Source organism: Paracoccus sp. R12_2 (assembly GCF_017744015.1).
Taxonomy (GTDB): domain Bacteria; phylum Pseudomonadota; class Alphaproteobacteria; order Rhodobacterales; family Rhodobacteraceae; genus Paracoccus.
Genome location: NZ_JAGHRA010000006.1, coordinates 200,274 through 226,627, shown reverse-complemented (window position 1 = coordinate 226,627; position 26,354 = coordinate 200,274). Strand labels below are relative to the sequence as shown.

The window sequence follows — 26,354 nt, the reverse complement described above, 5'->3', positions numbered from 1 at the left end:
GCACCAGCCGCCCTTTCCGCGCCAGCGTGCGCCAGGCCGAAACGTGGTTCGCCGGAACGCCATGACGCCGCGCCACAGCATTCACCGTGACACCCGGCGTCAGCGTCTCCGCCACGATCCGGGCCTTCACCTCATCTGGCCACTTCCGGTTCCGACGGCCACGACCGCCAACCGGGAGAACCTCCAATGTAGTCTCCATGGAGAAAATCCATTCCAACAATCACCAAGGTCCAAAGAACCGATCAGGATGAGAGCCGGAAGGTGGGGCGCTGAAGACGCTTACGGAAATTTGGCTGGCCGGGCTGTTCCAACATCGCAACGATGAACCCCGCACACAGTCCACGGCCGGTACTGCCGCTTTGCGCGTGGTCGCGCTGGCTTCTGACCGGCGCGACCACAGCGGGGGATCACTCGGCGGCGGCTGCCCGTGCCGTCTCGCGGATCACCTCGCCATCCGGGGCGATTTCCAGTGTGACCGGTTCGCCCGCCGCGTTCACGGCATCCAGGACCAGGCGCGGTCCCGCCGGACGCGCCGCGCCGATATCGCTGTAGCCGGCCCCGTCCAGGGTCCGGTTCAGGGCGGCATCATCGACCTGCGGCATCGGACGAGGACCGCGCTTTTCCTTGCCGCCATGGCGGGCATGATCCTTGTCACCGTGCATCCAGTGCTTGCCCTTGTGGTGGTCATGATCGCCACGTCCGTGTTTCGGACCGCGCCGCCCCTTGCCATCGTCATCGTCGCCACGGCCGAACCCCAGCAAACGGCCTTCGCGGTCGAAGCCTGCGCGAACATCCTCGCCCTCGCTGTCCTCGCCGCGGATCATGACACGCCCGTCACGTCCGCCGATCCGCTCGATCCGGGCAAACTGCGACAGGATTTCGCCGTCCCGCACGGTTTGCGGCAGCAGAGTATCGATCAGGGATGATGGCATCGCGACATCGTCCGCCTCGACCAACGCCAGATTTCCGTCGCGGTCGATAAACGCCTCGATCTCGCCTCCACCGGGCAGATCGCCTTCCACCTTGCGGCCGCCGCGCGGACCATCCTTCACCTCGAGATCGGTCAGGTTCAGGGCCCGCAGCACCTCTGGCAGGTCGTTTCCGGCGGCGGGTGCAGCCTCTTGCGCCTGCGTTGCGCCAGCGAGCCCTGCGATCAGCGCAAAGGTCGCGGCGGATAGTTTCACAATATGTTTGCTCATATCGACTTCCTTTTCTTCGTCCGGACAAGGTCCGTTGCCCCCGTCCCACGAATCGCTTCTAGCGCGGCAATGCCGAATGGAACGCCAATGTCCGGTTTGGTTTCCATTTGGGGTTTGATCGGCATAACTGGCACCATGTATCGCGGCCTGCTGTTCCTGTCCCTGATGACACTTGTCGTTCTTGTCGGCGCCAGCCGCGAGGACGGCCCCCATTCGCATGGCGTGTTCCGGCAGGGCAATACGCTGACCCTTCGCGTTGCCGCGCAGGATTTCCGCCCCCTGCCGTTCCACGAACTGGCCGAACGGGTGGATCGGCGATACCGGGGTCGCCTGATCGGTGCGGACATCGCGCCACCGACTCCGCAGGAACGCGATCTGGGCGCGGCCCTGGTCTATGAATTTCGACTGATGACGCCGCAGCGGCATCTTTTGCTGATCCGGATGGACGCCCGCAACGGTCGCTTTCTGGAGGTCGCGGGTCGAGGCCAGATCGCGGCCCTGCGCCGCGAGCCGCCGGACGACGATGACGACAATGATTTCGACGAGGATTGAATGCGCGCCCTGATTGTCGAGGATGATCCATTGCTGTCCGAACAGCTGGTCACAGCGTTTCAGGATGCGGGTTTCGTGACCGACCGCGCAGCCGACGGGGTCGAGGGCGAATTCCTGGGCGCGACCGAAGCCTATGACGTGGCGATCCTTGATCTGGGCCTGCCAGGCCTGCCGGGGATCGAGGTTCTGACCCGCTGGCGCGATCAGGGGATCACCGTTCCGGTGCTGATCCTGACCGCGCGGGGCGACTGGACCGACAAGGTCGCAGGGTTCCGCGCGGGCGCGGACGATTATGCCGTCAAGCCGTTCCGCCTGGACGAGGTCGTGCTGCGGGCCCGGACCTTGATCCGTCGGGCCGCAGGCCATGCGCGTCCGGTGATTGCCGCAGGGCCGCTGCAACTGGACAGCCAGCTGGGTGTCATCACCCGCGACGGCATCGCCCTGAAGCTGACCGCGTTCGAGACCCGCATCCTGTCCTATCTGATCCATCACCAGGATCGGGTCGTCAGCCGCACAGAGCTATCCGAACATCTGTACGAGGCCGAAACCGACCGCGATTTCAAGTCGATCGAGGTGGTCATCGGGCGGCTGCGCCGCAAGATCGGCGACGGGTTGATCCAGACCCGGCGCGGCGCGGGATATGTGCTGCGGGCGCAGGGCTGATGCGTTCGATCCGCGCGCGGCTTCTGGTGCTGGGGGCGGTCTGGCTGACGGCTGCTCTGCTGGCGGCGTTCATCTTCATCTCGGGGCTACTCGATGATTTCGTGACCGGGCGTTTCGACGCCGAGGCCGAGGCTGTCGCCGACACGCTGATCGCCACAGTGGAGGTGGGCGGGGATGGCCGAATCGCGGTCGAGGGCTTGCCACCCGATGCCCGGTTCGGCCTGCCGCTCAGCGGCTGGTACTGGCAGGTCGCTGCCGAGGGCCGGGTGGTGGCACGGTCCAATTCCTTGCTGGACGGGCGCCTGAACGGGCCCGGCGGAAATTTTCTGGGAGGTCGCGGCAGCGGCGCCGATGGCGCTGCCTTGCGGGTGTTGCGACGCGAAGTCACCGTGCCGGAAAGCGACGCGCTGGTCGCTGTCACCGTCACCGCGCCCCAGGCCCAGATCCGCGACAGCCTGCGCCAGATCCGGCGCCCGCTGGCGATCGCGCTGATCGTTCTGGGCGCGGGACTGGCCGCGGCCAGCATCATTCAGGTGCAGGTCGGTTTGCGCAGTCTGACCCGCGTCGGCGCCGATCTGCGCCGCGTTCGCGCCGGTCAGGCGGATCGCCTGCCCATGCCCGATGTCAGCGAATTGCGCCCCCTGACCGCCGAGATCAACGCGGCACTGGATCAGAATGCCACCCTGCTGGCCCGTTCCCGGCAGCATCTGGGCAATCTGGCCCATTCGCTGAAAACCCCGCTGGCGGCACTGGCCAATGAATTGCCACCCGATCACACGGGACAGTTGCTGATCACGCGGATGGACCGGCTGATCGGCTGGCATTTGCGGCGGGCAAGATCGGCCGGGCCAAGGGTGTTGGGACAGCGAACCCCGGTGAAGGCGGTGATCGACGACATCCTTCTGGTGCTGCGCTGGCCGATGCAGGACAAGCATATCACTGCCCGGATCGATTGCCCCGAAGATGCGGGCTTCGCCGGAGAACGTCAGGATCTTGAGGAAATGATCGGCAATCTTGCCGACAACGCGGTGAAATGGGGTCGGCACAAATTGCGCATCGCGGTGACGATGGACGCCGGAACGGTGACGCTGCGGGTCGAGGATGACGGCCCCGGCATGGCCCAGACCGACGCACCAAGGGCGTTGATCCGTGGCGGACGGCTGGACGAACACGGAGTCTCGGGGTCGGGACTGGGGCTTGCCATCGTGGCCGATCTTGCCGCGTTGCATGGCGGCGACCTGCGCCTTGAGCGCAGCGCGCTTGGCGGGCTTTCGGCGATCCTGACCCTGCCCGCCTGAAATTTGTGCAAAGCCCGCCGGTCGTAGTTTTACCATTTGATAAAATTTCAGACCTGTGCCAGCCTGATTCGTACCAACAGGTGAGCCAGGAGACGCAAATGTCCCAAGCCAGACTGTCGCCCGGAATTGTTTCCGGTCGGCTGACACCCGATGAATTGGCCGCGAATTTCACGGATGTCGCGCCCCCCTTGGACCCTCACGAGGCACGGGTTGCGGCAGATCGCTGCTATTTCTGCCACGACGCCCCCTGCATCACGGCCTGTCCGACCGGAATCGATATCCCTCTGTTCATCCGCCAGATCGCCACGGGCACGCCCGACGCGGCGGCGATGACCATCTTTCACGCCAATATCCTGGGCGGCATGTGCGCCCGCGTGTGCCCGACCGAAAACCTGTGCGAAGGTGCCTGCGTGCGGATGGATGCCGAGGCGGAACCGGTCCGGATCGGTGCCCTGCAGCGCTATGCGACAGACGGGCTGATGGCGCAGCAGGGTCATCCCTTCCGTCGCGCCGACCCGACCGGCAAGCGCATCGCCGTCGTGGGCGCCGGGCCTGCCGGCCTGTCCTGCGCGCATCGTCTGGCGGCAAAAGGTCACGACGTGACGATCTTCGATGCACGCGGCAAGCCGGGCGGGCTGAACGAATACGGCATCGCCAGCTACAAGACAGTCGACGGCTTTGCACAGGCCGAGGTCGAATGGCTGATGGGCATCGGCGGGATCACGATCGAGACGCGCAAGGCGCTGGGACGCGATCTGACGCTGGACAGCCTGCAGAATGATTTCGACGCGGTCTTTCTGGGCATCGGCCTGGGCGCGGTGAACGCCTTGCGGGCGGAGGGCGAGGGTTTTCGGAACGTCCGCGATGCGGTGGATTTCATCGGCGATCTGCGGCAATGCGGCGATCTTCTGTCGCTGCCCATCGGACGTGACGTGGTGGTGATCGGTGGCGGCATGACCGCCGTCGATGCCGCCGTGCAGGCACGGCTGCTGGGGGCCGAGAACGTCACCATGGTCTATCGCCGCACGCGCGACCAGATGGGGGCTTCGCAGCACGAACAGGATCATGCCGCCAGCAAGGGCGTGCGCATCATTACCGGCGCGGCGCCTGTCGCGGTGATCGGCGGCGATGGTCAGGCCCAAGCGGTCGAGTTCGCCTATACCGCCGTGGTCGAAGGCCAGGTCCACCTGACCGAGAACCGGTTCCGGCTGAAGGCGGATCAGGTCTTCAAGGCGATCGGACAGCGGTTGGAAGAACCCCTTGACACGCTTGCACTGACCGGCAGCGGCAAGATCGCGGTCACCGGGCCCGGCAGAACCAGCATCGACGGTGTCTGGGCGGGCGGAGACTGTGCGGCGGGTGGCGACGACCTGACCGTGACGGCGGTGGCCGAAGGTCGCGACGCGGCCGAGGACATCGACGCCCGACTGATGGGCCGCCCCGTGGAAATCCCCGGCTGAGAAAGGGCAGGAACATGACCGATCTGCGCAGCGACTTCGTGGGGATCAAGTCCCCGAACCCGTTCTGGCTGGCCTCGGCGCCGCCGACCGACAAGGAATACAATGTCCGGCGCGCCTTTCAGGCCGGCTGGGGCGGCGTGGTCTGGAAGACGCTGGGATCCGAAGGTCCGCCGGTCGTCAACGTCAACGGTCCGCGCTACGGAGTGATACACGGCCCGGACCGGCGGGTGCTGGGGCTGAACAACATCGAACTGATCACAGACCGCCCGTTGGAGGTGAACCTGCGCGAGATAAAGTCGGTCAAGCGGGACTATCCTGACCGGGCGCTGATCATCAGCCTGATGGTGCCGTGCGACGAGGACAGCTGGCGCGACATCCTGAAACGGATCGAGGATACCGGCGCCGATGGGGTCGAACTGAATTTCGGCTGCCCCCACGGGATGAGCGAGCGCGGCATGGGCAGCGCAGTCGGTCAGGTGCCGGAATACATCGAAATGGTGACCCGTTGGGTGAAGCAGTATTCGCGCATGCCCTGCATCGTGAAGCTGACGCCCAACATCACCGATGTCCGCAAGCCCGCCGAGGCCGCAAAGCGCGGCGGCGCCGACGCGGTCAGCCTGATCAACACGATCAATTCGATCACCTCGGTCGATCTGGACCTGTTCGCCCCGCAGCCGACCATCGACGGCAAGGGCGCGCATGGCGGCTATTGCGGCCCCGCGGTCAAGCCCATCGCACTGAACATGGTGGCCGAGATCGCCAGGCACCCCGAGACGCGCGGCCTGCCGATCAGCGGTATAGGCGGCATCACCACATGGCGCGATGCAGCCGAATTCATGGCGCTGGGGGCCGGCAATGTGCAGGTCTGCACCGCCGCGATGACTTACGGGTTCAAGATCGTGCAGGAAATGATCTCGGGCCTGCGCGACTATCTGGACACGCACGACATGGCGCTGTCGGACCTGATCGGTCGCGCGGTGCCGAATGTCACTGACTGGAACCAGTTGAACCTGAACTATGTCACCAAGGCGGTGATCGATCAGGATGCCTGCATCAAGTGCGGCCGCTGCTATGCCGCATGCGAGGATACCAGCCACCAGGCCGTCGCAATGCGGCCGGGACGGGTCTTCGAGGTCATCGAAGAGGAATGCGTCGCGTGTAATCTGTGCGTCGATGTCTGTCCGGTCGAGGACTGCATCACGATGCGCGAACTGGCCCCGGACGAGACGGATCTGCGAACTGGCATCCCGCGCGGCGGCTATGCCAACTGGACGACGCATCCGAACAACCCGATGTCCAAGGCCGCGGAATAGGCCCTGCCCGCCCGAGGTTGGACAGGGCCGGATGACCTGCCGTCATCCGGCCCTGTCTGTCTTTTCCGGGTGAACCGCCGGGTCAGGCCGTCGGCGCGCCAAAGACATCCGCGGTGATGCCCTTGTACCAGCCGATGCTTTCTTCATAGGTCTGGCGGCGCAGATCCGTGTCCTCGCCGGTCTTCGACACGAAACTTTCGACCGACGAGATCTTGTCCTCGGACGGCTCGTAAGAGGCGCCGACCTTGACCCCGTCACCATCGGCGATCAGCGACCAGCAGGTATTGCTGTAGCGCGCCGGGAATGCCCTGCTGCCGGTCAGGTCAGCGCGGATGACATTGGCCGCGACCTTGGCCTGGCTGTTGGCCGAGAACCCCGATTTCGGCATGTCGCCCTGCGCCGAACTGTCGCCCAGCACGAAGACATTCCGGTCCAGCCGCGACCGCATGTCCTGGGGCGTGACCGGCGCCCAGCCCGTGTCATCGGTCAGCCCCGCATCCGCCGCGATCAATCCCGCCTTCTGTGCGGGAATGACGTTGCAGACATCGGCCTTTTCAGCTTCGCCATCGATGACGATCTCCATCGTCTGGGGCCGCACCTCGACATTGTTGCCGCCGAAATCGGGGCCGATCCGGGTGATCATTCCTGAATAGTGCTTTTGCCAGCCTTCCTCGAACAGAGCCTGTTTCGAAAAGCTCTCTTTCGGATCGACGATCAGGATCTTGGCGGTGGGGTTCGACTGTTTCAGCAGGTGAGCGACCATCGACACCCGTTCATAGGGCCCCGGCGGGCAGCGATAGGGGTTCGGGGGCGCCACCATGGCAAAGGTGCCCCCCTCGGGCATGGCCTCGATCTGCGCCTTCAGCAACTGGGTCTGGCTGCCGGCCTTGTAGGCATGAGGCATGATGTGCTGACTGGACACATCCCAGCCCGGCACCGAACCCTCGACGAAATCGATGCCCGGCGCGACCACCAGCCGTTCATAGCCGACGCTGCCGCCGCCGCCCAGGCGAACCGTCCGCGCGTCACGATCCACCCCGATCGCCCAGTCATGGACGACGTTCACGCCGTTGTCCGACGCCAGATTGGCATAGCCGTGGCCAAGCGCGTCATAGTCCCAGAACCCGCCAAGGTAGAGATTCGAGAAATAGCAGGTGTAATAGCGCCGCGTCGGCTCGATCAGCAGCACATCAAGGGCGCCCTCGCTGTCCTTGGCCAGATAGCGCGCGACCGTTGCGCCGCCGGTGCCGCCGCCGATCACCACGACACGGGGTCGCGCCTGCGCCATGACCATCGGCGCCGGCAGCAGGGCCGTTCCGGTGGCCATTCCGGTCATCGCCAGAAAATGCCGTCTGTTCCAACTCATCGTCTTCCTCCCTGTTTTGGCGGCCGGCTTTTGCGGCCTTGCGGACGGCTTGCTGCCGTCAATCTGTCCCGCACCCGAATTTGGCGTTCACCGGGGGCAGGAAACTCACTCACCGATCTGTTCGTAATAGGCTGCAAGCGCGGCGATCTGTTCGTCATCCAGCCGCCCGGCCATCATCTGCATCACCGGATGGGGGCGCAGCTTGGCCTTGTAGGCGTGCATCGCTGCCATGAAATCAGGCGCAGGCCAGCCGGTAATCGCCGGAATACCCTCGGCGCTGCCATCGCCCTGATGGCAGGTGGCGCATTCCTGGGCCAGGTATTGCCCATATTCCGGGTCGCCAACCAGCGCTGCGGTTTCGGGTGGCAGTTCGAACAGGATCGCCTTGGCCGTCGGGGCGGATTCGGGAATATCGCCGGGCTGCGCCGAGTGGGCACGCAGGAAGGCCAGCAGATCCTGCCTGCGAGGGCTATCGGCGATACCATCAAAGATCATCGCTGTATCGCTGACCATCGCGACGGGATTTGCCAGAAAGGCGTCCAGCGTCTTCAGCCGCCAGATCAGACCGTCAGCCCCCATCCGCTGAAGCGCGGGCGAATAGTCGAACCCCTCGATTGCACCCGCAGGGCGGTCGAAGATGCCGGTCAGCTGTGGCCCGACCTGATCCGTGGCACCCTTGCCGATCTGGTGGCAGGCGGCGCAATCCTCGGCAAAGACCGCGGCGCCGGCTTCTGCATCGCCGATCGGGGCCGCCCCTTGCTGCTGGTCCGACCGGCCTTGCGTCGCCACCGCCAAGATGATGGCCGCCGCGGCCACCCCCATATGTCGTGCTCGCCTGAAGCTGCGATTCATCGATGACCTCATCCGCCTTGTTCGCCATTCGAACATAACACAGAATCGCAATATGTTACTCGGAAGATCGCGGTCCGCGCTCCAGCGCCGCTGGCGCGCGTTCATTGAGCGCAGACCGCCGGCGTCTCGAACCACCGCCTGTAGATGCGCCCGAACGCCTTGAGGAAGCAGGTCCACAATGCAAAAATGCGGCCGAGGGAACCTCGGCCGCCTTATGCGTCCCGCGATGGCCGGGGGCTGTCCCCGGCCCTGCGCGGGACCGAATGCGAAGCCCGTCCTTAGCTTTTGGCCAGCGGACGAAACTCTCCCTTCGCCTCGGACATCAGGCTGACGACGATGATCGCGGCCATCGCGAGGATGAAGCCGGGAATGATCTCATAGACGCCGGGCCCACCCATGAAGCTGGAGTTCAGCCCCAGCCAGGTCCACACCATCACCGTCACCGCACCGACGATCAGGCCCGCAACCGCCCCGCGTCCGGTCATCCGGGACCAGGTCAGCGACAGGATGATCAGCGGCCCGAACGCGGCACCAAAGCCCGCCCATGCATGCGCGACCAGCGAAAGCACGTTGGAATCGGGATCGCGCGCGATGATCGCGGCCACGATGCCGACTGCCAGAACGGCGACGCGGCCCACAAGGACCAGGGTCTTCTCGTCCGCGTCGCGGTTGAGGAACAGGCGATAGAAATCTTCGGTCAGCGACGACGACGATACCAGAAGTTGACTGCTGACGGTGCTCATGATCGCGGCCAGAAGGGCGGCGAACAGGAAGCCCGTGACCAGCGGGTGGAACAGCAGTTCAGCCAGCACGATGAAGATCGTCTCGGGGTCGTCGATCGTCAGCCCGTTGCGCACCACATAGGCGCGGCCAAAGATCCCCAGACCGATCGCACCCAGCAGCGACACGGCCATCCACCCCATGCCGATATTGCGGGCGGTCGAGACCTCGCCGACGCTGCGCACGGCCATGAAGCGGACGATGATATGCGGCTGGCCGAAATAGCCAAGACCCCAGGTCACCGCCGACAGGAAGCCGACCAGGGTCAGACCCTGCGTCAGCGACATGAAGTTCGGATCGACACCGGCCAAGGTTTCCTGCGCCTGCGCGAAGCCGCCGCCACCCGGCCCCATCAGCACGACCAGCGGCATGATGACCAGCGCCAGCATCATGATGCAGCCCTGCACGAAGTCGGTCAGGCTGACGGCCAGAAAGCCACCAACCACCGTATAGGCCAGGACGACGCCAAGGGTCAGCCAGACACCGACCTGATAGCTGCCATCAAAGGCGCTGGCGAACAGCTTGCCGCCGCCAACCAGCCCCGAGGCGGTATAGACCGCGAAGAATACCACGATCACCACCGCCGAAATGACCCGCAGCGGCAACGCCTGCGTCGGAAAGCGATTGGCCAGAAAGCCCGGAATCGTCAGAGAGTTGTCATAGCGCTCGGTCTGCTCGCGCAGTCTGGGTGCGACGATGATCCAGTTCGCCAGCGCACCCACGAACAGACCGATCCCGATCCACGCCTCGACAAGCCCGGCCGCATACAGCGCACCCGGCAGACCCAGCAGCAACCAGCCGCTCATGTCCGAGGCACCGGCGGACAATGCGGCGACGGCGGGCGGCAGGTTGCGACCGCCAAGCATGTATTCTTCTGAATTGGATGTGGACTTGCGCCACGCATAAACGCCGATGGCAAGCATCAGCAGGAAATAGAGGATCAGACTGATCCAGACTCCGGTTGCCATAATTTCTTCCTTCTTATTCGCGCTATTCGATCTCGAAATCGTGACAGATCACGCCGCCCGGTGCAAACAACGGACGGACGGCGCGTCGGCACCACGCGCAAAAAGAGATCAGAGCCGATAGATCCGGGCGAATTTTTCTTCCAGATAGTCCAGCAGCGGATCCGGCGAAATCGGCGAACCGGTCGCCTCTTCGATCAGCCGGCGCGGCGGTTTCAGGCCGCCGTGCCGCTGGATGTTCTCGCGCAGCCATTCGACGCCGGGTCCGCCGTCGCCCTGGCCAAGCGCGTCGTCCAGATCGGGCACCGCCTCGCGCATCGCGGCGTTCAGGCAGCCGGCATAGACATTCCCCAGCGCATAGGTCGGGAAATAGCCGAACAGGCCGACGGACCAGTGAACATCCTGCAGAACGCCATTGGCGGGACGATCCACGGCAACGCCGAAATCCTTGAGGAACCGGGCGTTCCACGCCTCGACCAGATCGCTGGTGTCCAGCTTGCCAGAGATGAGGTCGCGTTCCAGATCAAAGCGCAGCATGATATGCAGATTATACTGCACCTCGTCCGATTCTGTGCGGATATAGCCGGGCGTCACGCGATTCACGGTTGCATAGAAAGCATCCGCATCGGTGATGTTCAGGCCATCGAACGCGTCCGACATGCGGTTGAAAAGCCAGCCGGTGAACGCCCTGCCCCGGCCCATCTGATTTTCATAGATCCGGCTTTGGCTTTCATGAACGCCCATCGACACGCCGCGCCCCAGCGGCGTGAAGGCATAATCCGGGTCGATGCCCAGCTCGTAGCTGGAATGGCCGACTTCGTGGATGGTCGAATAGATGCAGTTGAACGGGTCTGTTTCGACAACCCGCGTGGTGATGCGGCTATCCTGCCAGCGCCCCGAACTGAACGGATGCACCGCCATGTCCATCCGCCCGCGCGTCCAGTCATAGCCGAAAGCGGTCGCGCAGGTGCGCGCCAGCCGCAGCTGGGTTTCCTGCGGGAAGTGACCGGCCAGAGATTGCGGCTGGAATTCGGCCCCCAGCACATCCTCGCGCAGGGCCACCAGACGTGGGCGCATGGCGTCGAAGACCTGCGCGATCTCGGTCGCGGTGGTGTCGGGTTCGTAATCCTCCAGCAGCGCATCATAAGGATCGCCCCCATCGGCCAGCGCCGCGGCTTCCTCGCGCTTCAGCATCAGCACCTGGTCCAGCGTCGGCAGGAAGTCCTCGGGCGCTTCATTCGCGCGGGCCTCGGCCCAGATGCCCTGCGCCAGCGAGGTGGTCTTGGCAAGTTCGCTGGCCAGACGCGCCGGAACGCGGCTGGCACGGGTGAAATCGCGGCCGATCAGTTCGACGATCCGCGTCTCGGCCTCGTCCCGCGGTTCGGCGGCAGCCAGCCATTCGCCCAGTCGCGGGTCGGTTCGCCGGTCGTGCAGCACTTCTTCGATGGCGGCCATTTCTTCGGCGCGCTGTTCGGTCGCGCCACGCGGCATGACGGTTTCCTGGTCCCAGCCAAGGCGTTCCGCGATCGAGGACAGCGCCTCGGTTTGGCGCTGGAAGGCGAGCAGATCGTCGAAAGCACTCATTTGATGGTCCCCCTGACCGAGGTTTCGCGCGGGTATCGCGCATGTGCGCGGGCGCGTATGATCAGCGTGAACAGCGCAACCGCGCCAAGCTGATGGGTCAATGCCAGCGGCAGCGGCGAGGCATGCATGACGTTCATGATGCCAAGACCGACCTGCACCGCCACCGTCACGATCATCGCCGTGAACGCGCCGCGCGTGACGGGATGGGGCGAACGGCGCGACCGCAGCCAGACCACCAGCGCGAAAATCGCCAGCAGATATCCCGCCATGCGATGAATGAACTGAACCAGCGCAGGGTTCTCGAAAAAGTTCCGCCAACCAAGCGTATCGTTCCAGATGGCTGCGGGGATCCATTCCCCGCCCATCGTCGGCCAACCGGTATAGGTCCGCCCCGCATCGATGCCCGCGACAAGCGCGCCGATCAGGATCTGAAGAAAAGCCAGATGCATCAGGCCCGTGGTCATCGAGAACAGTTTCTGCTCGCCCGCGCGGCGGGCGCGCATTAAAGCGGCCTCGGGGCGGGCCAGAAGCAGTACATACCAGGCGATCAGGCCCAGGATCAGGAAGGCGATGCCCAGATGCGTGGCAAGCCGATACGAGGCAACCCGCGTCATCCCGTCCACCAGCCCGGAACTGACCATCCACCAGCCAATTGCACCCTGAACGCCGCCCAGCACACCGATCCCGAACAGGCGCGGCGTCCAGCCGGTCGGAATTCTGCGCGTCGCAAGAAAGCCAAGAAAGCCCACCGCCCAGACAAGGCCGACCAATCGCCCAAGCAACCGATGCGACCATTCCCACCAGTAAATCCACTTGAAGCCCGCCAGATCCATGTCGTGATTGACTTCGGAGAATTGTGGGATCTGCTGATAAGCGTCGAATTCCGCTTGCCAATCCGCCTGCGACATCGGCGGCAGCGCGCCCGTGACCGGCGCCCATTCCGTGATTGACAAGCCCGATCCCGTCAGCCGTGTCGCCCCACCCAGGGCGATCATCGCGGCAACCATGGCAAACAGGATCACCAGCCAGACCCGGATCGCGCGGCGCGCGCCTTTGGGCGCGGCGTCGATCATGCCGGTCTGCACCGTCTGGCGCGGGGCGGTCTGGTCCGAGACTTCCTCGAAAACGGGGCGCTTGGCCATTTTCGGCTCCTTTGACGTCGGGCGGAGGTTAGGTTGCGTCTACCGGCGGGTCAATTGCCGCAAGACGCCGTGCAGGATGCGGACATCGCCGCGTGTCAGGGTCAGGCGCGACCACATGTTGCGCAGGTTCAGCCGCATGGACTCGGCCTTGGTTTCGGGGAAGAAAAACCCCGCCTCGGTCAGCTTTTCCTGATAATGATCGCCCAGACGCTCGATCTCGACCCGGTCGGCCAGCAGCTCTGCATCCGCCTTGCGGGCATGCGGCGCGGGTTCGGGCGGCAAAGTGTCGCGGCCCCATTCATAGCCCATCAGCAAGACAGCCTGGGCAAGGTTCAAAGAGGGAAAATCAGGATTTACCGGCACCGTCACGATGGCATTGGCGCGCGCGACATCATCATTTTCCAGTCCCGCGCGTTCGGGGCCGAAGATGATCGCGCAGCGGCCGTCATGGGCGCGGGCCTTTTCCATCGCGGTGGCGGGCGTGAAGACCGGCTTTGACAGTTCACGTCCGCGCGCGGTCGTGGCGAAGGCATAGTCGATGCCCTGCATCGCCTCGGCCAGCGTCGGGAAGACGCGTGCGTGGTCCAGCACCCTGCCCGCCGCGCCCGACGCCATCGCGACCGCCTTCGGATTCGGCCAACCGTCGCGCGGATCAACCAGCCGCATTTCGGTCAGGCCGAAATTCAGCATGGCACGCGCGGCGGCACCGATGTTTTCGCCCATCTGCGGGCGGACCAGGATCATGACGGGTTGGCGGCTGTCTTGCATGGCGGTTCGCATAGTCCGTCTGGAAGCCAGCGGCAAGCTGCGCTATCTGCGTGCGATACGAAGGAGAACATGATGTCCGAAGGTCCGCAGCTGTATCTGATGACCCCCGCCGGCGCCCAGGCATCCGCGCTGGGACCCATGCTGACCGAGGTGATGGACCGGTTTCAGGTCGCATGTCTCAGGATTCGCGGCGGCGCCGAGGAAGACGAGCTGTCCCGGCTTGCGGACCTGGCGCGCGAGATCGCCCACGCCCGCGACGTGGCAGTGGTGATCGACGACCATGTAAAGCTGGCACAGCGTCACGGCCTTGACGGCGTTCACCTGACTGATGGCGCGCGCGGTGTCCGTCTGGCCCGCAAGGAACTGGGCGCCGATGCCGTGGTCGGCGCATTCTGCGGATCTTCGCGCCACGAGGGAATCACCGCGGGCGAGGCCGGCGCGGACTATGTCAGCTTCGGCCCTGTCGGCGACAGCGCGCTGGGGCGCGGCGGACCTGCGCCGCTGGAACTGTTCCAGTGGTGGTCGGAAATGATCGAACTGCCGGTGGTGGCAGAAGGCGCGGTGACCCGCGAACTGATCTCCCAGATGTGGTCTGCCTGCGACTTCATCGCCATCGGCCCCGAAATCTGGTCCGAGGATGACCCGCTGTCGGCGCTGACCGCGCTGTGGGGATAGTTTCGCCCCGCGGCAAGCTAACCGCTGCTAGAGCATGACCGGGCTGCGATCGCCAGCCGCGAACCGGCGCAGGACGGCCGGATACAGAAGATGCTCTTGCACCAGCACACGGCTGGCCAGCACCTCGGGCGTGTCGTCGGGCAGGATCGGCACGCGCGCCTGACCCAGGATCGGACCGGCATCAAGTTCCGGCGTGACCTCGTGAACGGTCACCCCGGCCTCTGGATCACCTGCAGCGATGGCGCGGGCATGCGTGTTCAGCCCCGGATAGCTGGGCAGCAGCGACGGGTGGATATTCAGCATGCGCCCTGCGAAGCGCGTTACGAATTCAGGCGTCAGGATCCGCATGAACCCCGCAAGACAGATGATGTCCGGTTGCGCGTCCAGCAATGGTTTCAGCAGCGCGGCCTCGAACCCGGCCCTGTCGCGGGGAAAGTCGCGGTGATCGACCGAAGCGGTGGAAATTCCCAGCCGTTCGGCGCGCGCCAGCCCCGCGGCGGTCGGGTCGTTCGAGGCAACCAGAACCGGTCGCGCGGGATGATCGCCTGTCATGTCCTCGACCAGCCGCAGCATGTTCGAGCCGCCGCCGGAAATCAGGATCGCGACGCGTTTCACGCAAGCGTCCCGCTGTAGCGGATGCCCGCATCGGCACCGACCTGACCAATCCGGTGAACGGTTTCACCCTTGTCGGTCAGCAGCCCCGACAGCGCATCGGCCCGGTCGGCCGCAACGACCAGTACCATGCCGATGCCGCTGTTGAAGGTCTTCAGCATCTCGGCCTGTTCGATGCCGCCAGCCTCGGCCAGCCAAGCAAAGACCGAAGGCAGAGGCCAGGCCCCCAGATCGATGTCGGCCCCAAGATCGGCAGGCAGAACGCGCGGCAGGTTCTCGGTCAGACCGCCGCCGGTGATATGGGCCAAGGCATGCACGCCTCCGGCACGGATCGCGGCCAGCGCCGGCCGGACATACAGCCGCGTCGGGACCAGCAATGCTTCGCCCAGGCTTGCCTCGGCGAAGGGCGCGGCGTCGTTCCAACCCAGCCCCGCATGTTCGGCGACCTTGCGGACCAGAGAATATCCGTTGGAATGCACCCCGTCCGAGGCCAGCCCCAACAGCACATCGCCCGCCTTCACATCACGCGGCAGCGCAGTGCCGCGTTGCATCGCCCCCACCGCAAATCCCGCTAGATCGAAATCACCGTCGTGATACATGCCAGGCATCTCGGCGGTTTCGCCGCCGATCAGAGCACAGCCGGCAATTCCGCAGCCGCGCGCGATGCTTTCGACGACACGCGCGCCCTCGTCTACGGACAGCTTGCCGGTCGCGAAGTAATCAAGAAAAAACAGGGGCTCGGCGCCCTGACAGACAAGATCGTTGACGCACATCGCGACAAGATCCTGGCCGATCCCGTCCAGGTGCCCGGTGTCGATCGCAATGCGCAGTTTCGTGCCCACCCCGTCGGTGGCGGCGACCAGGACGGGATCGTCATAGCCTGCCGCACGCGGATCGAACAACGCACCGAACCCGCCAAGCGCATCCATGACGCCGGGCCGCGCGGTGGCCGCAGCCGCAGGCTTGATCCTGTCGACCAGCGCATTGCCCGCGTCGATATCGACGCCCGCATCGCGATAGCTGATCCCGTTTTTCGTCATCACCACCCCCGGGCTGAAATCTGCGCCCCCGATAACGGATGCCGCCCTGTTCGGCAACGGCCAACGCAGAGGTTGCGCTTGACCGCCCAACGACCCGGCAGTAGTCAGACCTCGCTGCATGGGCCTGTAGCTCAATTGGTCAGAGCAGGGCGCTCATAACGCCTTGGTTGGGGGTTCAAGTCCCTCCGGGCCTACCATTCAGCACGCGTTTCCTCAGATTTTTCAACATGGATGGCGCCGCATTCGCTGTCCGCGCAGGTCGCGTTTCGGCGCGCTGCCACCTGTGTGCCGAAGACATTTCCAAACGCCGGAAGGGTGGTCGGGATCCGTGCTGCGGCGATGCGGCACTCTAGTGGTTCTGCGTTGCCTCGCGATAGATCTGCACCATTCGATCAACCTTGGATTCCCAGTCGAAGTCGCGGCGCACGATCTTCTGGCCCGCCTGCCCCATACGCGAACGCAGATCAGGATCATGCGCCAGCGTCGCGAAGGCGCCCGCCAACCGCTGCGGGAAGTCGTGACGCGGGACCGGATGGACCAGAATGCCGCTTTCGGCGTTCAGATAGTCCAGCGGGCCACCCCACGCGCTGGCCACCACCGGCAGGCCCATCGCCATCGCCTCCAGCACCACCGCACCACCACATTCGCGCAGCGAGTTCAGTACCAGCGCATCCGACATCGCCAGAACCTGCGCACAGCGTTCCTGCGGCTGGAAGCCATGGAAGGTGACATGATCCGCGATGCCCAATTCGTCGGCCAGCGTTTCCAGTTCCGCGCGTCCCTCGCCGTCCCCCAGCAGGTCCAGCGTCACGTCCGATCCGGATTCTCGGGCGATGGCGACGGCCCGCAGCGTGATGTCGATGGCCTTCCAGCCGACGAACCGACCCAGATAGACCAGCCGAAGGCAATCGGGCCGCGGATCGGGGCGCTGTTGCTGGGGCGCGCGCCAGCGGGTGAAGTCGATGCCGTTCTCGATCAGGGTTTCGACATGCGGATGGCGGGGGTTCGGCAGCGCGCGGCGCGTGCGTTCATTCGCGACCAGCAGCGCCGCCGCCTTGTGCTTGCCGGGGTTGATCCGGTTGAACAACAACGCGACGCGACGTCCCAGCGCGATCGAGGCGCGCGTCGCGCCACCCTCGTAATCCTCATATCCGGCGGGATAATCCATCCCCCCATTCATGGGACCGATCACCAGCGGCACACCGAACCGGTGCAGGTTCGACGGCATCAGCGGCGAGACAGGGATCGGCTGGTGGATCAGATCCACCTCGCCGCGTGCGATCAACTGTCGGATCAGCCGGGCCTGATACAACTCGTTCAGCCATGTCATCAGCCCGCCGCCGATCAGGTCGCGCACCCGTTCAGGCATGCGGCCGAACGCGCGCCAGATCATCCGGTGCCAGCGCGTGTCTGGCACGAAATGCATGTTTTCGGGATCGCAGTCCGGCAGCGCCAGCAGTTCCTGAGCGTTGCGGTGATGGGCGATCAACTGCACCGGGTGGCCGCGCCGTGACAGGATGCGGAAATAGTTCAGCGGCAGAAACGCCTCGCCGCCGAAACGGGCCGAGGCATTGGGTGCGACGATCAGCACCTTGGGAAGTCCGGGATCAGGCATTGCACTTCACTGTTACTCGTGACGCGGCCTTTATCGACCACGAGACGCCCGAGGGCAAAGAATTTCGCCACTTCCAATGCAGGGCCACGCCGATTAGACCGGCGCGGACCGAAGGATATGCCCATGACCCAGATCACCCCGCAGCCCGGCATCATGGATATCGCGCTTTACGTCAGCGGCGAAAGCAGCCTGGCAGGGCACGATCGGGTGCTGAAACTGTCATCGAACGAAAATCCGCTGGGATGCAGCGACAAGGCCCGTGCCGCATTTGCCGCCGCCGGTGCAGATCTGCACCGCTATCCCTCGACCGATCATGCCGGGTTGCGCGGCGCCATCGGTCATGTGCACGGGCTGGACCCCGAGCGGATCATCTGCGGCGTCGGGTCGGACGAGGTGCTGCAATTCGTCACCCAGGCCTATGCCGGGGTCGGCGATCAGGTCATCACGACCCAGCACGGTTTTTCCATGTATCCGATCCTTGCGCGCATGGTCGGCGCGCAGCCCGTGACCGTTCCCGAGGCCGAACGCCGGATCGACGTCGAGGCAATCCTGGCCGCCGTCACCGACCGGACACGCATCGTCTTTATCGCCAATCCGGCCAACCCGACCGGAACGATGCTGGGTGAAGGCGAATTGCAGCGTCTGGTGGATGGCCTGCCCACCAATGTCATCCTGGTTCATGACGGCGCCTATACCGAATTCGCAGGCGGATTCGATGGCGGCGTGTCGCTGGTCGACCGGCATCCGAACGTGATCATGACGCGCACCTTCTCGAAGATCCACGGTTTGGGCGGCTTGCGGATCGGCTGGGGCTACGCGCAGCGCGATATCATCGACGTGCTGAACCGCATCCGCCAACCGTTCAACCTGTCGAACGCGCAGATGGCCGCGGCCGAGGCCGCAATCCGCGACACCGAGTTCACCGCGCATTGCGCCGATCTGAACCACCGGATGCGTGCGCGGATGCGGGATTCCCTGATCCAGATGGGCATCGGCTGCGACCACAGCTTTGCGAATTTCGTGCTGGCGCGGTTTTCGGACCCGGATCAGGCCGAGGCCGCCGACGCGGCGCTGCGCGCGGACGGAATACTGGTGCGGCGGGTCGGCGGCTATGGCCTGCCTGCAGCCCTGCGCATCACCGTCGGGGATGAGGAGGGCTGCACCCGCGTCCTGGACTGTCTCGGCCGTTTCATGGCGGATCGGAGGGACGCATGAGTGTGATCTATGACCGGGTGGCGCTGATCGGGCTGGGCCTGATCGCGGGATCGATGGCCCATGCGATGCGCGATGGCGGTCTGGCCGGTGAGATCGTGGGTTACGCCCGCAGCGCCGAGACTCGCGACATCGCACGCGAAATCGGCCTGTGCGACCGGGTCGAGGACAGCGCCGCTGCCGCCGTCAGGGATGCGGACCTGGTCGTGCTGGCTGTGCCGGTCGGCGCCATGGGCGATGTCGCGGCCGAAATCGCGCCGCATCTGAAACCCGGCGCGACGATCACCGATGTCGGATCGGTCAAGCAATCCGTCATCGACGCGGTGGGCCCGCATCTGCCCGCAGGCGTGCATTTCATTCCCGGCCATCCGCTGGCCGGAACCGAACATTCCGGTCCGCGGTCTGGCTTTGCCTCGTTGTTCCGCAACCGCTGGTGGCTTTTGACCCCCCTGCCCGACAGCGACCCCGACGCGGTCGCCCGCTTGTCGGATCTGGTTCGGGCGATGGGTGCCAAGACCGACAACATGGAGGCCGGACATCACGATCTGGTCCTTGCCGTGACAAGCCACGCCCCGCACCTGATCGCCTATACGATGGTCGGCGTGGCCGACCATCTGCGCCGTGTGACCGATGAGGAAGTGATCCAGTACTCCGCCGCGGGGTTCCGCGATTTCACGCGCATCGCGGCCAGCGACCCGACCATGTGGCGGGACGTGTTCCTGCATAATCGCGAGGCGACGCTGGATATTCTCGGCCGCTTCACCGAGGAGCTTTTCGTGCTGCAACGCGCGATTCGCATGGGCGACGGGCAGCAGTTGTTCGACTATTTTTCGCGCACGCGTGCGATCCGGCGCGGCATCATCGAGGCCGGTCAGGACACCGAGGCGCCCGATTTCGGACGCGTGGCGACAACACCAAAAACCTGACCCGCGCCCCTATTGCGGCAACGGGAACAATGGCGCGGCGCCGATCTCGATATCGCCCAGAAACAGCCTGCCGTCCTTCATCGTTACCGGCAGCCGCAATTCACCTTCGGCAGGTTCGGGCAGGCTCAGCCCGTCATCGCGGACCCCATCCGGAAACGGCATCCGTCCGATCCCGTTCAGCAGCGCCGAGACCAGCATCGCCGCATCGGACGCGATCAGCCCCGCGTCGCTGGCCTGTCGCAGCAACGCAGATGCATCGTCGGTATAGATGGCCAGCCGCCCCTCGATGCGGCCGTGATCGCCGCGCCAGAGGAACCCGGCAAGACGCGCCCGAAGCTCTCCGATCCGCATATCCACGCCGGTGCTGCGAATTCCGACCGGCCAGACCGACTGCGCGGGCGCATCAAGGCTGCGTGGCCCGACGATCCCGTTCAGCCAGACCGTCGCCGGTCCCGCGATGGAAACCTTGCCGGGCAGTGCCAGCGACGGCATTCCCAGCGCAACCAGCGCGTCAGGGTCAATCCCTTGCAACCCAAGCTGCATGTCATAGGCCGATCGGGCTTTGGCGGGGGCAAACGGTCCAAGCCCGGTCATCGCGGCCGACAGCGCGATCCGGTCCGCCAGACCCTGCGCGTCCAGTGTGACCGGCCCGCTGTCAACGCTGGCGCGCGCCACCGCGCCGCCATGCAGCGGCGCGAGGCGAAGGCTTAGCGCCCCGTTCGCGACCCCCAACGCATGATCGCGCCCGTAATGCCGCAGCATCGCCTGATCCGGCAGCCCGGCCTGCGCCGTCGTCAGCGACAAGGGCGCGATCCACAGTTCCAGCCAGGGAAGGGCAAGCGAGAAGCGGGGATTCTGATAGCTTGCCTCGTCCAGCCGCACACCGATTCGGTCGATCCTGCGCATGGGGTCGGTCGCGGCGACCTGCAGCCCGGGATTCGCCTCTGCCTCGCGCATGATCCTGCCGGCGAGCCATGTCTCGCCGCCGATCCACAGTCCCGCGACCGCCAGAAGAAGTAGCAGAACCAACCCTGAAAGAATGCGCATTCGTCCCCTGCCCAATGCCACAGCATCTCAAGCCCGGCATACTGGCGGTCCGGGCCGCAGGGCTTTCATCGCGCTGCATCGTGACCTAGTTTCCGGGCACGGAAAAGGGTGTGCGACGATGAACGATGTCTTCTGGGTATTCGGTTACGGATCGTTGATGTGGGATCCGGGCTTCGGGCCGGTCGAAACCGTCAAGGCCCGGCTGGAGGGATATTCCCGCAGCTTCTGCCTGCGTTCGACCCGCTATCGCGGCACCGAAGAGGCGCCGGGCCTTGTTCTGGGGCTGGACTCCGAACCCGGCGCAAGCTGCGCGGGGCTTGCCCTGCGCATCCCCGAGGACCGTCACGCCGAAACGCTGGCCTACCTGCGCGAGCGCGAGCTGGACACCGGCGCCTATGACGAGATGGTGCTGCCGCTGACACTGCAGGACGGGCGTCGCGTCCAGGCGCTGGCCTATGTGATGAAACGCGACCACTGGCAATATGCGGGCGGGTTGTGCGTCCGCGAACAGGCGCGGATCATTGCAGGGGCTGCGGGCGGGCGAGGCCCGAACGCGGATTATCTGTTCAATACCGCGCGTCATCTGGCCGAAATCGGGCTGGCCGATGCGGCACTGGATCAGTTGTCCGACGATGTCCGACGGTTGCTGATGGCACGACGCGACCGCGACGCTGCGACCTGACTTTCGGATCGCTTGGCAAGTGGCGGGGCGCATCCTACACTTGGCCCAACCACAATGTCGGCAACGATAGACGGGACCGGGACCTTTTGAGCGATCCAGACAATTTCCACGGACCGGACGATCCCGGCGTGCCCCCGCAGGACCGCAGCAGGCTGCATCTGCCGAACCGCCGCATCACCGCCACCCGTGGCGGCGGTGCGATGCCGCCCGCCGCCCCGCAATTCTCGCAGCCGGTCCGCCAGATCCTGATGATGCTGACGCTGCTTGCGCTGGTCATGGCCGGCGGGTTCATAGCCTATGGTCGTATCCTGCCGATCTTCATGGCCAATCGCTGGCTGAACGGCCTGATCCTGACCGTCTTCGCGCTAGGGATCCTGGCCTGTTTCTGGCAGGTGGCCCAGCTTGTCCGGTCGGTCAGCTGGATCGAACGCTTTGCCGAACGGCGCCGCAATGCCGTCGACAAGGGCGTGGCCGCAAGGGGCGCATCGGACGGGGATATCCCGCCGCGGCTGCTGGCACCGCTGGCCGCGTTGCTGGGCACGCGTGGCCCGGTGGGTGGCGTGATCTCGACCGGGTCGGCGCGATCGATCCTGGATTCGGTCGGCACGCGCATCGAAGAACTGCGCGACATCACGAAATACCTTGCCAATCTCTTGATTTTCCTTGGGCTTCTGGGAACGTTCTACGGTCTTGCGACGACCGTTCCAGCGGTGGTCGAGACGATCCGCGCGCTGGCACCGCAGAACGGCGAATCCGGCATCGACGTGTTCGACAAGCTGATGAACGGGCTCGAGGCGCAGCTTGGCGGCATGGCCACGGCGTTCTCGTCGTCGCTGCTGGGACTGGCGGGATCGCTGGTCGTGGGGCTGCTGGAACTGTTCGTGACGCATGGCCAGAACCGCTTTTACCGCGAGCTCGAGGAATGGATGTCGGGCTTCACCCGCGTCAGCCTGGCCGGATCGGACGGCGAAGGTGTGGACCAGACCGCGCTGGTCGGATTTCTGGAACAGATCGGCGCACAGATGGACCGCCTGCATCAGTTTCATGCCGAACGCGACGCGGCGCGCGAAGATGCGGCGGCCATGGCCGATGAGCGGGTCGTGGTGATGGCCCAGGCGATCGAGGCGCTTGCCCACCGCGCCGAGGCCGAACGCGAAGCCACGCTTGCGCGCGCCGCAGGCCTCAGCGAGGCGATGAACCGGGTGGCCGACGGTCAGGACAGGATGCTGGAGATCGCGCGGCAGCGGGCCGATCAGCCCTCAGGCGCCGCCGCCGCCGATCTGTCGGGCGTCGAGGATGCCTTGTCGCGGCTTGTCGCGGATCTGAATGCGGGCCGGGAAGAGATGGTTGCCGAATTGCGGTCCGATCTGCTGGTCCTGACGCGGGCGGTTCGCGCCGCGCGGTTCGGCGATCCCTTTCCGGACGATCTGCGCGACGATCCCCTGATCCGGCGCGACAGGACCTAGGCGAATGTCCCTGCGTCGCGCATCTTCGGGGAACCGGTTCTCGGCCACCATCTGGCCCGGCTTCGTGGATGCGATGACGGCACTGCTGATGGTGCTGATGTTCGTACTGACGATCTTCATGATCGTCCAGTCCGTGCTGCGCGAACAGATCACCACGAAGGACGAGACGATTTCGGATCAGGGCGCGGTCATCTCGCGTCAGGAACAGCAGTTGAACGATCTGGGACGGCAGGTATCGGCCTTGGGGGATGCGCTGACAGCGTCCGAGGCACGCGAGCAGAACCTGCAGGGCCAGGTCGAAGATCAGACCAGCCGCGCCCAAAGCGCCGAGGAGGCATTGGCACAGGCACAGGCCGAAGCACGCGACCGCGCCGCCCGCATCACCAGGCTGGGCAATCAGCTTGAAGCCAGCCGAGCGGAACTGGATCAGGCGCGGTCACGCCTGACCGATTTCGAGGCCGAGGTAGCCGCACTGATGGCCGCGCGTGCCGACGATCAGGCCCGCGCGGACGCGCAGACGCAGGCATTGCAGTCGGAACTGGATGCGCAACAGGACCGTGCCTCGGCCGCCGAACTGGCCGTGGCGGCAGCGCGCGAGGAAATCGATGCGCAGCAGGAACAGGCGCGCCTGGCAGCCGCGCGACGCGAAGCGTTGCAGGCCCTGATCGCGGATCTGCGCCGCCGCAACGCCGGCGCCGAGGAACGCACCGCCGCGCTGCAATCGGATCTGACAGCCGCGCAATCGGAACTGAGCGAGGCCGAGGCCGCGCGACTGGCCGAGGCCGAGGCAGCCGCCGCCTTGCGCGCGCGCCTGGAACGCGCCGACAGTGAACTGACCGCGATGACCCTGTCGCTGGAAGAAAGCCGCAAGAAGGCAGAAGAGACACTGACCCTTCTGGCCGCCGCCGAAAGCGCGCGAGACGAGTTGTCCCAGGAAGCGGCGGAAAACGCATCCGAAGCGGAACGTCAGCAGGCGTTGCTGACCACGGCGCGGCAGCAGCTTGCCGAACAGGAAGACATGTCCGCCGAAAGTCAGCGTCGCGTGGCATTGCTGAACGAACAGGTCTCAACCCTGACCGCGCAGCTTGGATCACTGCAGGCGTTGCTGGAAACTGCGGGCGAAGATCAGCGCGAGGCCGAACTGCGGGTCGAGAATTTGGGACAGCAGTTGAATGCTGCCCTGCTGCGGGCCGCCGAAGAAAAGGATCGGCGCCTTGAGTTGGAGGAAGAGGCGCGCAGAAAGGCCGAGGAAGAAGCGCGCGATCTGGCCCGCTATCGATCCGAGTTCTTCGGCCGGCTGTCACAGATCCTTGCGGGGCGCGAAGGCGTGCAGATCGTCGGCGACCGCTTCGTGTTCCAGTCCGAAGTGTTGTTTGCGCCCGGCGAGGCGACACTGTCACCTCCGGGACGCGACCAGATCGCCGGGGTGGCGCAGATGCTGTCCGATATTTCGGACGACATCCCATCCGAAATCGACTGGATCATCCGGGTGGACGGCCACACCGACAGCACACCGCTGTCGGGAACAGGTCGCTATCGCGACAACTGGGAACTTAGCCAGGCGCGCGCGCTGGCCGTGGTGCGCTACCTGATCGATGATCTTGGCTTTCCCGCCAATCGTCTTGCTGCGGCCGGCTTTGCCGATACCCGCCCGGTCGCGAATGGCGACACGCCCGAGGGACGTGCCCAGAACCGCAGGATCGAGTTGAAACTGACCGAGCGCTAATGCCCGATCGTGTTCGAGAACAGGTTGACGACGATGACGCCTGCCACGATCAGGCCCAGCCCGATCACCGCAGGCAGATCCAGTCTTTGACCGAAGACCAGCAACCCGATCACCGCCACAAGAACGATCCCAAGCGCGCTCCAGATCGCATAGGCGACCCCCAGAGGCAGCACGCGCAGGCTGAGTGACAGCAGGTAGAAGCTGGCAAGATAGCACAGCGCCATGCCCACGGTGGGCCATAGCCGCGTGAATTGCGCGGAACGCTGCAGGAAGGAGGTGCCGACAACCTCAAGTCCGATGGCCAGAACCAGCGCCAGATAGGGGGATGCGATCATCTGGTGTCGCCCGCCCCGGCCAGGGGCTCGCCCGCGATCTGCCGCATCCGGCGCTGAACCTCGGAATTGATTTCTGCGCCGACCAGCACGATCGTCGCGCTTAACCACAGCCACATCATCAGGCCAATCGCGGCACCCAGCGAACCATAGGTCTCGTTATAGTTGGCGAAATTCGCGGCATACCAGCTGAACAGCATCGACGCGCCGACAAGGGCGACCGATGCGAAGACGGCGCCGGGGGAAATCCAGCGCCAGCGTGCATCCGGCGCCGCAGGCCCCCAGCGATAGATGGCGGCAAGTGCCAAGACCAGCACCATGAACAGTGCTGGCCAGCGCAGCAGCGATATCGTCGTGGCGCTGTCTCCGGGCAACGGTATCCACTGCAGCAAAATCGGGATGACCGCGACCACGCCCAGCATCAGGGCCAGCAGCAACAATCCGCACAGCGTGAACCCCATCGCGACAAGGTTCAGCTGCAGAAATCCACGGGTTTCCTTCTGGTAGAACGCCACGTTCAACGCCGACAACAGCGCCTTCATCCCGCCATTCGCCGAATAGAACGCGATCAGAAGCCCCATGATCCCCGCCAGAGACAGCGCCGACGAGGGCGAGGCCGCAATCGATTCGACCTGAGTGCGGATGATGTCCAGCGCACCGGCGGGCAGAAAGCTTTCCAGAACGTCCAGATGCCGGGTGATCGTGTCAGGATCGGCCACCAAGCCATAGATCGACACGAAAGCGGTGATGGCGGGAAACAGCGACAGAAGGCCGAAGAAGGTCACGCCTCCGGCGACCGCCGTCACCCTGTCATCGCCGATCTGCCGAAATGTCGCCTTGGTGATCGCGACGACATCCGCGAAACGCAGTTGCCACAATGTCATCTGTTGGCGCGGCCGATCACCGCGAGAATCGGCATGACCGCTGGCTTCCGCTTCGCTGCGCTGAAGCCCGAAGCGGCGTCTGGTCTTGTCGTCCAGCGGCCCGAACAGCGCGTCATAGACACCAGGCCGATCATAGTCAGTCATATATTGGGCTTTCGCGTCGGTTGTTGCGCCAATCTAGCGCGGCTGGAAGCG

Annotated in this window: 24 protein-coding genes, 1 tRNA gene and 1 pseudogene; 12 read left to right on the top strand and 14 right to left on the bottom strand. The window is 65.0% G+C overall.

Going from position 1 to position 26,354, the window contains the following annotated elements; genetic code table 11:
- Positions 1-118 (bottom strand): annotated as a pseudogene (locus J7359_RS19915) (transposase); the annotation flags it as partial.
- A 289-nt stretch (positions 119-407) separates the two neighbouring features.
- Positions 408-1,199 (bottom strand): hypothetical protein, encoded by a 792-nt coding sequence (locus J7359_RS09880; protein WP_209056464.1) that lies wholly within the window; start codon positions 1,197-1,199, stop codon positions 408-410.
- A 135-nt stretch (positions 1,200-1,334) separates the two neighbouring features.
- Between J7359_RS09880 and J7359_RS09875 the strand changes: the two genes are divergently transcribed.
- The 5 genes from J7359_RS09875 (at position 1,335) to preA (ending at position 6,485) form a co-directional block, all read left to right on the top strand.
- Positions 1,335-1,751 carry a hypothetical protein gene (locus J7359_RS09875; protein ID WP_209056463.1) on the top strand — a complete coding sequence of 139 codons (417 nt, stop codon included), beginning with the start codon at positions 1,335-1,337 and terminating at the stop codon, positions 1,749-1,751.
- Positions 1,752-2,414 (top strand): response regulator transcription factor, encoded by a 663-nt coding sequence (locus tag J7359_RS09870; RefSeq protein ID WP_209056462.1) that lies wholly within the window; start codon positions 1,752-1,754, stop codon positions 2,412-2,414.
- A complete protein-coding gene (locus J7359_RS09865) occupies positions 2,414-3,712 on the top strand; it encodes a HAMP domain-containing sensor histidine kinase (RefSeq protein WP_209056461.1) in 1,299 nt (432 codons plus the stop codon). The genes J7359_RS09870 and J7359_RS09865 overlap by 1 nt, the downstream gene beginning before the upstream one ends.
- Positions 3,713-3,810: 98 nt before the next feature.
- The gene (locus J7359_RS09860; protein WP_209056460.1) at positions 3,811-5,172 is read left to right on the top strand and encodes an NAD(P)-dependent oxidoreductase; all 1,362 of its coding nucleotides are present in this window, start codon (positions 3,811-3,813) and stop codon (positions 5,170-5,172) included.
- A gap of 14 nt (positions 5,173-5,186) precedes the next feature.
- A complete protein-coding gene (preA, locus tag J7359_RS09855; protein ID WP_209056459.1) occupies positions 5,187-6,485 on the top strand; it encodes an NAD-dependent dihydropyrimidine dehydrogenase subunit PreA in 1,299 nt (432 codons plus the stop codon).
- Between the two features lie 82 nt (positions 6,486-6,567).
- Here the strand turns inward: preA and J7359_RS09850 are convergent, their stop codons facing one another.
- From J7359_RS09850 to J7359_RS09825, 6 genes are all read right to left on the bottom strand, one after another.
- Positions 6,568-7,851, bottom strand: a complete 1,284-nt coding sequence (locus tag J7359_RS09850) for an NAD(P)/FAD-dependent oxidoreductase (protein WP_209056458.1) — start codon at positions 7,849-7,851, stop codon at positions 6,568-6,570.
- A 105-nt stretch (positions 7,852-7,956) separates the two neighbouring features.
- Complete coding sequence (locus tag J7359_RS09845; RefSeq protein ID WP_209056485.1) at positions 7,957-8,673, bottom strand: c-type cytochrome; 717 nt, start codon at positions 8,671-8,673, stop codon at positions 7,957-7,959.
- A 308-nt stretch (positions 8,674-8,981) separates the two neighbouring features.
- On the bottom strand, positions 8,982-10,451 hold the full coding sequence (putP, locus tag J7359_RS09840; RefSeq protein WP_209056457.1) for a sodium/proline symporter PutP: 1,470 nt from the start codon (positions 10,449-10,451) through the stop codon (positions 8,982-8,984).
- 108 nt (positions 10,452-10,559) lie between these two features.
- The gene (locus J7359_RS09835) at positions 10,560-12,032 is read right to left on the bottom strand and encodes a carboxypeptidase M32 (protein ID WP_209056456.1); all 1,473 of its coding nucleotides are present in this window, start codon (positions 12,030-12,032) and stop codon (positions 10,560-10,562) included.
- Positions 12,029-13,174: a heme A synthase gene (ctaA, locus tag J7359_RS09830; protein WP_209056455.1), complete on the bottom strand. Its 1,146-nt coding sequence runs from the start codon at positions 13,172-13,174 to the stop codon at positions 12,029-12,031. The genes J7359_RS09835 and ctaA overlap by 4 nt, the downstream gene beginning before the upstream one ends.
- 39 nt (positions 13,175-13,213) lie before the next feature.
- Complete coding sequence (locus tag J7359_RS09825) at positions 13,214-13,942, bottom strand: RNA methyltransferase (protein WP_209056454.1); 729 nt, start codon at positions 13,940-13,942, stop codon at positions 13,214-13,216.
- Between the two features lie 72 nt (positions 13,943-14,014).
- On the opposite strand from J7359_RS09825, the gene J7359_RS09820 reads away from it, so the two are divergent.
- Entirely contained in the window at positions 14,015-14,617 is a 603-nt protein-coding gene (locus J7359_RS09820; protein ID WP_209056453.1) for a thiamine phosphate synthase, read from the top strand.
- A 27-nt stretch (positions 14,618-14,644) separates the two neighbouring features.
- Here J7359_RS09820 and purN read toward each other — a convergent pair whose 3' ends face one another.
- Positions 14,645-15,232, bottom strand: a complete 588-nt coding sequence (purN, locus tag J7359_RS09815; protein ID WP_209056452.1) for a phosphoribosylglycinamide formyltransferase — start codon at positions 15,230-15,232, stop codon at positions 14,645-14,647.
- Positions 15,229-16,275 carry a phosphoribosylformylglycinamidine cyclo-ligase gene (gene purM, locus J7359_RS09810; RefSeq protein ID WP_209056451.1) on the bottom strand — a complete coding sequence of 349 codons (1,047 nt, stop codon included), beginning with the start codon at positions 16,273-16,275 and terminating at the stop codon, positions 15,229-15,231. The genes purN and purM overlap by 4 nt, the downstream gene beginning before the upstream one ends.
- A 114-nt stretch (positions 16,276-16,389) precedes the next feature.
- On the opposite strand from purM, the gene J7359_RS09805 reads away from it, so the two are divergent.
- A tRNA-Ile gene (locus J7359_RS09805) sits at positions 16,390-16,466 on the top strand.
- Positions 16,467-16,618: 152 nt separating this feature from the next.
- On the opposite strand, the gene J7359_RS09800 is transcribed toward J7359_RS09805, so the two are convergent.
- Positions 16,619-17,884, bottom strand: coding sequence for a glycosyltransferase family 4 protein (locus tag J7359_RS09800; protein WP_209056450.1), 1,266 nt, complete (start codon positions 17,882-17,884; stop codon positions 16,619-16,621).
- Between the two features lie 123 nt (positions 17,885-18,007).
- Here J7359_RS09800 and hisC point away from each other — a divergent pair, with 123 nt between their 5' ends.
- Positions 18,008-19,099 carry a histidinol-phosphate transaminase gene (gene hisC / locus J7359_RS09795; RefSeq protein WP_209056449.1) on the top strand — a complete coding sequence of 364 codons (1,092 nt, stop codon included), beginning with the start codon at positions 18,008-18,010 and terminating at the stop codon, positions 19,097-19,099.
- The gene (locus J7359_RS09790) at positions 19,096-20,022 is read left to right on the top strand and encodes a prephenate/arogenate dehydrogenase family protein (protein WP_209056448.1); all 927 of its coding nucleotides are present in this window, start codon (positions 19,096-19,098) and stop codon (positions 20,020-20,022) included. The genes hisC and J7359_RS09790 overlap by 4 nt, the downstream gene beginning before the upstream one ends.
- 9 nt (positions 20,023-20,031) lie before the next feature.
- Here the strand turns inward: J7359_RS09790 and J7359_RS09785 are convergent, their stop codons facing one another.
- Complete coding sequence (locus J7359_RS09785; protein ID WP_209056447.1) at positions 20,032-21,069, bottom strand: DUF2125 domain-containing protein; 1,038 nt, start codon at positions 21,067-21,069, stop codon at positions 20,032-20,034.
- Positions 21,070-21,187: 118 nt separating this feature from the next.
- On the opposite strand from J7359_RS09785, the gene J7359_RS09780 reads away from it, so the two are divergent.
- The 3 genes from J7359_RS09780 (at position 21,188) to J7359_RS09770 (ending at position 24,943) form a co-directional block, all read left to right on the top strand.
- On the top strand, positions 21,188-21,751 hold the full coding sequence (locus tag J7359_RS09780) for a gamma-glutamylcyclotransferase (RefSeq protein WP_209056446.1): 564 nt from the start codon (positions 21,188-21,190) through the stop codon (positions 21,749-21,751).
- A 200-nt stretch (positions 21,752-21,951) separates the two neighbouring features.
- Positions 21,952-23,217, top strand: coding sequence for a biopolymer transporter ExbB (locus J7359_RS09775; RefSeq protein ID WP_209056484.1), 1,266 nt, complete (start codon positions 21,952-21,954; stop codon positions 23,215-23,217).
- A 4-nt stretch (positions 23,218-23,221) separates the two neighbouring features.
- On the top strand, positions 23,222-24,943 hold the full coding sequence (locus tag J7359_RS09770) for a peptidoglycan -binding protein (RefSeq protein WP_209056445.1): 1,722 nt from the start codon (positions 23,222-23,224) through the stop codon (positions 24,941-24,943).
- On the opposite strand, the gene J7359_RS09765 is transcribed toward J7359_RS09770, so the two are convergent.
- Both J7359_RS09765 and J7359_RS09760 read right to left on the bottom strand, forming a co-directional pair.
- Entirely contained in the window at positions 24,940-25,278 is a 339-nt protein-coding gene (locus tag J7359_RS09765; protein WP_209056444.1) for an SMR family transporter, read from the bottom strand. The two genes, J7359_RS09770 and J7359_RS09765, sit on opposite strands and share 4 nt — an antisense overlap.
- Positions 25,275-26,303: a YihY/virulence factor BrkB family protein gene (locus J7359_RS09760; protein ID WP_209056443.1), complete on the bottom strand. Its 1,029-nt coding sequence runs from the start codon at positions 26,301-26,303 to the stop codon at positions 25,275-25,277. Before J7359_RS09760 ends, J7359_RS09765 begins: the two co-directional genes overlap by 4 nt.
- Positions 26,304-26,354 lie beyond the last annotated feature (51 nt).

Excerpts from the sequence above, each read along its gene's own strand:
- J7359_RS09850 (WP_209056458.1), bottom strand. The coding sequence starts at position 7,851 with ATGAGTTGGAACAGACGGCATTTTCTGGCGATGACCGGAATGGCCACC.
- J7359_RS09865 (WP_209056461.1), top strand. The coding sequence starts at position 2,414 with ATGCGTTCGATCCGCGCGCGGCTTCTGGTGCTGGGGGCGGTCTGGCTG.
- J7359_RS09800 (WP_209056450.1), bottom strand. The coding sequence starts at position 17,884 with ATGCCTGATCCCGGACTTCCCAAGGTGCTGATCGTCGCACCCAATGCC.
- J7359_RS09835 (WP_209056456.1), bottom strand. The coding sequence starts at position 12,032 with ATGAGTGCTTTCGACGATCTGCTCGCCTTCCAGCGCCAAACCGAGGCG.
- J7359_RS09845 (WP_209056485.1), bottom strand. The coding sequence starts at position 8,673 with ATGGGGGTGGCCGCGGCGGCCATCATCTTGGCGGTGGCGACGCAAGGC.
- J7359_RS09790 (WP_209056448.1), top strand. The coding sequence starts at position 19,096 with ATGAGTGTGATCTATGACCGGGTGGCGCTGATCGGGCTGGGCCTGATC.
- J7359_RS09775 (WP_209056484.1), top strand. The coding sequence starts at position 21,952 with ATGCCGCCCGCCGCCCCGCAATTCTCGCAGCCGGTCCGCCAGATCCTG.
- J7359_RS09880 (WP_209056464.1), bottom strand. The coding sequence starts at position 1,199 with ATGAGCAAACATATTGTGAAACTATCCGCCGCGACCTTTGCGCTGATC.
- hisC (WP_209056449.1), top strand. The coding sequence starts at position 18,008 with ATGACCCAGATCACCCCGCAGCCCGGCATCATGGATATCGCGCTTTAC.
- J7359_RS09780 (WP_209056446.1), top strand. The coding sequence starts at position 21,188 with ATGAACGATGTCTTCTGGGTATTCGGTTACGGATCGTTGATGTGGGAT.
- preA (WP_209056459.1), top strand. The coding sequence starts at position 5,187 with ATGACCGATCTGCGCAGCGACTTCGTGGGGATCAAGTCCCCGAACCCG.
- J7359_RS09770 (WP_209056445.1), top strand. The coding sequence starts at position 23,222 with ATGTCCCTGCGTCGCGCATCTTCGGGGAACCGGTTCTCGGCCACCATC.
- J7359_RS09870 (WP_209056462.1), top strand. The coding sequence starts at position 1,752 with ATGCGCGCCCTGATTGTCGAGGATGATCCATTGCTGTCCGAACAGCTG.
- J7359_RS09825 (WP_209056454.1), bottom strand. The coding sequence starts at position 13,942 with ATGCAAGACAGCCGCCAACCCGTCATGATCCTGGTCCGCCCGCAGATG.
- J7359_RS09785 (WP_209056447.1), bottom strand. The coding sequence starts at position 21,069 with ATGCGCATTCTTTCAGGGTTGGTTCTGCTACTTCTTCTGGCGGTCGCG.
- putP (WP_209056457.1), bottom strand. The coding sequence starts at position 10,451 with ATGGCAACCGGAGTCTGGATCAGTCTGATCCTCTATTTCCTGCTGATG.
- ctaA (WP_209056455.1), bottom strand. The coding sequence starts at position 13,174 with ATGGCCAAGCGCCCCGTTTTCGAGGAAGTCTCGGACCAGACCGCCCCG.
- J7359_RS09875 (WP_209056463.1), top strand. The coding sequence starts at position 1,335 with ATGTATCGCGGCCTGCTGTTCCTGTCCCTGATGACACTTGTCGTTCTT.
- J7359_RS09820 (WP_209056453.1), top strand. The coding sequence starts at position 14,015 with ATGTCCGAAGGTCCGCAGCTGTATCTGATGACCCCCGCCGGCGCCCAG.
- J7359_RS09760 (WP_209056443.1), bottom strand. The coding sequence starts at position 26,303 with ATGACTGACTATGATCGGCCTGGTGTCTATGACGCGCTGTTCGGGCCG.
- J7359_RS09765 (WP_209056444.1), bottom strand. The coding sequence starts at position 25,278 with ATGATCGCATCCCCCTATCTGGCGCTGGTTCTGGCCATCGGACTTGAG.
- J7359_RS09860 (WP_209056460.1), top strand. The coding sequence starts at position 3,811 with ATGTCCCAAGCCAGACTGTCGCCCGGAATTGTTTCCGGTCGGCTGACA.